The sequence below is a fragment of the Pseudomonas sp. AGC41 genome (genome assembly GCF_057334555.1).
Window position 1 is genome coordinate 99103 of sequence record NZ_JBHFJB010000163.1, and the last position, 3535, is coordinate 102637.

At 64.2% G+C, this 3535-nt stretch carries 3 protein-coding genes; all 3 read right to left on the minus strand.

Annotation, left to right across the window (positions count from 1 at the left end; translation table 11 throughout):
• Window positions 1–30: 30 nt before the first annotated feature.
• From urtD to urtB, 3 genes are read right to left on the minus strand one after another with little or no spacing between them, the layout of a single operon-like run.
• The gene (urtD, locus tag ACE04F_RS28665; protein WP_486111039.1) at window positions 31–891 is read right to left on the minus strand and encodes an urea ABC transporter ATP-binding protein UrtD; all 861 of its coding nucleotides are present in this window, start codon (window positions 889–891) and stop codon (window positions 31–33) included.
• Entirely contained in the window at window positions 888–1967 is a 1080-nt protein-coding gene (urtC, locus tag ACE04F_RS28670) for an urea ABC transporter permease subunit UrtC (protein ID WP_486111041.1), read from the minus strand. Before urtC ends, urtD begins: the two co-directional genes overlap by 4 nt.
• Window positions 1967–3469 (minus strand): urea ABC transporter permease subunit UrtB, encoded by a 1503-nt coding sequence (urtB, locus tag ACE04F_RS28675; protein WP_486111043.1) that lies wholly within the window; start codon window positions 3467–3469, stop codon window positions 1967–1969. The genes urtC and urtB overlap by 1 nt, the downstream gene beginning before the upstream one ends.
• Window positions 3470–3535: the final 66 nt, after the last annotated feature.

Here is a 3535-nt window from a genome sequence, read left to right on the forward strand (position 1 = left end):
CTCCCACAGGGAACAATAGTGTTTGTCGTTCTAGCGACCCAGATACACCTCGATCACCCGCTCATCAGCCTGCACCTGCTCCAGCGACCCTTCGGCCAACACGCTGCCCTGGTGCAGCACGGTGACGTGATCGGCGATCGCGCCGACGAAGCCCATGTCGTGTTCCACTACCATCAGCGAATGTTTGCCGGCCAGGGACTTGAACAGCTCGGCGGTGAAGTCGGTCTCGGCGTCGGTCATGCCCGCTACCGGTTCGTCGAGCAGCAGCAGTTGCGGGTCCTGGACCAGCAGCATGCCGATCTCCAGGAACTGTTTCTGGCCGTGGGACAACAGCCCGGCGGCGCGGTTGACGGAGGTGGTGAGGCGGATCGTCTCGAGCACTTCGCTGATGCGGTCGCGCTGCTCGCCGGTCAGTTTCGCCCGCAGGCTGGCCCATACCGATTTGTCGGTCTTGAGCGCCAGTTCAAGATTCTCGAACACGCTCAGGGCTTCGAACACCGTCGGCTTCTGGAACTTGCGGCCGATACCGGCCTGGGCAATCTGCACTTCGCTCATGCTGGTCAGATCCAGGGTTTCGCCGAACCAGGCCTTGCCGTGGCTGGGACGGGTCTTGCCGGTGATGACATCCATCAACGTAGTCTTGCCCGCGCCGTTGGGGCCGATGATGCAGCGCAGTTCGCCGACGCCGATGTACAGGTTCAGATCGTTCAGCGCCTTGAAGCCATCGAAGCTGACGCTGATGTCTTCCAGGGTCAGGATGGTGCCGTGGCGGGTGTTCAGGCCAACGCCCGCTGCCTGGCCGAGGCCGATGGCGTCGCGGCTGCTGCCCTGATCTTTGTTGGGTTCCAGGATGGGTTCGAGCATGAAATCCGCCGTTGGGGTGATTCTCATGATTCGCCCCTTTTCTTCAGCAGCCCGATCACGCCCTTGGGCAGATACAGCGTCACCACGATGAACAACGCCCCGAGGAAGAACAGCCAGTACTCAGGAAACGCCACGGTAAACCAGCTCTTCATGCCGTTGACCACGCCGGCGCCCAACAACGGCCCGATCAACGTACCGCGCCCGCCAAGGGCCACCCACACGGCAGCTTCGATTGAGTTGGTCGGCGACATTTCGCTGGGGTTGATGATGCCCACCTGCGGCACGTACAGCGCCCCGGCCAGGCCACACAACACCGCGCTCAACACCCAGACGAACAGCTTGAAACCACGCGGATCGTAGCCGCAGAACATCAGGCGGTTTTCCGCATCGCGCAGGGCCGTCAGCACCCGTCCGAACTTGCTGCGGGCCAGGCGCCAGCCGATGAACAGGCTTGCCACCAGCAACAGCACCGTGGCAAAAAACAGCACCGCGCGGGTGCCCGGCTCGGTGATGCCAAAGCCCAGGATCGAACGGAAATTGGTGAAGCCGTTGTTGCCGCCAAAACCCGTCTCGTTGCGGAAAAACAGCAGCATCCCGGCGAAGGTCAGGGCCTGGGTCATGATCGAGAAATACACGCCCTTGATCCGCGAACGGAACGCGAAGAAGCCGAACACCAGCGCCAGCAAACCCGGCGCCAGCACCACCAGGCACAGCGCCCAAAGGAAGCTGTCGGTGCCGGCCCAGTACCAGGGCAGTTCGCTCCACGATAAAAAGGTCATGAACGCCGGCAAGCCATCACCCGCAGCCTGGCGCATCAGGTACATGCCCATGGCGTAGCCGCCCAGGGCGAAGAACAGGCCATGGCCCAGGGAAAGCAGGCCGGCGTAGCCCCAGACCAGGTCCAGCGCCAGGGCGACGATGGCATAGCAGAGGATCTTGCCCACCAGGGTCAGCGTGTAAGCCGAGATGTGCAGTGGATTGTCCGCCGCCAGCAACGACAGCAACGGCAGGCTCAGCAGCACGGCGAGGATCACCGCGCCGATGGCAACGGTGAGTTTGGGACCGGCCTTTTGTGTGGCCGTGAGCATCAGGGGCTGGTTCATCAGTCGATCACCCGTCCTTTGAGCGCGAAGAGGCCTTGCGGACGCTTCTGGATGAACAGAATGATCAGCGCAAGGATCAGGATCTTGCCGAGCACGGCGCCGATCTGCGGTTCGAGGATCTTGTTGGCGATGCCCAGGCCGAACGCGGCGAATACGCTACCGGCCAACTGGCCGACGCCGCCGAGCACCACCACCAGGAACGAATCGATGATGTAGCTCTGGCCCAGATCCGGGCCGACGTTGCCGATCTGGCTCAAAGCCACGCCGCCGAGCCCGGCGATGCCCGAGCCGAGGCCGAAAGCGAGCATGTCGACGCGCCCGGTGGGCACGCCGCAGCAGGCGGCCATGTTGCGGTTCTGGGTCACGGCGCGCACGTTCAGGCCCAGGCGCGTCTTGTTCAGCAGCGGCCAGGTCAGGACGACCACGAACAGCGCGAAGGCGATGATCACGATGCGGTTGTACGGCAGCACCAGGTTCGGCAGCACCTGGATCCCACCCGAGAGCCAGGCCGGGTTGGCGACTTCGACGTTCTGCGCGCCGAACACCAGGCGCACCAGTTGAATCAGCATCAGACTGATGCCCCAGGTAGCGAGCAGGGTTTCCAGCGGGCGCCCGTAGAGGTGGCGGATCACCGTGCGCTCCAGCGCCATGCCGATGGCCGCGGTGATAAAAAACGCCACCGGCAAGGCGATCAATGGATAGAACTCGATGGCGTTCGGGGCGAAACGCTGGAACAGCATCTGCACCACATACGTGGAGTAGGCGCCGAGCATCAGCATCTCGCCATGGGCCATGTTGATCACCCCGAGCAGGCCGAAGGTGATTGCCAGGCCGAGGGCGGCGAGCAGCAGGATCGAGCCCAGGGACATGCCGCTGAAGGCCTGGCCCAGCAACTCGCCGATAAGCAGTTTGCGCTTGACCTGGCCGAGGCTGGTTTCAGCGGCGGTGCGCACGGCGGCATCGGTTTCGACGCCGGGTTCGAGGAGAGTTTCCAGGCGGGTGCGGGCCAGCGGGTCGCCGGTTTCCCCCAACAGGCGGACGGCGGCCAGGCGCACGGAAGGGTTGGCATCGACCAGTTGCAGGTTCGCCAGGGCCAGGCTCAGGGCGGCATGCACGTCTTCGTCCTGCTCGCCGGCCAGTTGCCGGTCAAGGAACGCCAGTTGCGCGGGGCGGGCACTTTTTTGCAATTGCTGCGCGGCAGTCAGGCGTACGCGGGCATCCACGGCGAGTAGCTGGTGGCTGGCGAGAGCGGTTTCGATCAGCCCTCGCAAACGGTTGTTCAGGCGCAGGGTTTTTGGCTGGCCGTCGATGGTCAATTGGCCTTGCTGCAAGGCGTTGATCAGCTCGACGCGCGCCGGGTCGGGCTGCGCGGCCCAGGCTTCCAGGAGCTTGGCCTGCTGGGCCGGGTTGGCGGCGACGAAGTCTTCGGCGTCGCCGGCGTATGAGGCCATCGGCAGTAACAATGCGATGGCGAGGATCAAGCGGTAGAGGGCGGTGGGCATATGCTAGGCCTTGCGCGAACTTCTTTCTCTGTGGGAGGGGGGGGGGGGGGGGGGGGGGGGGGGGGG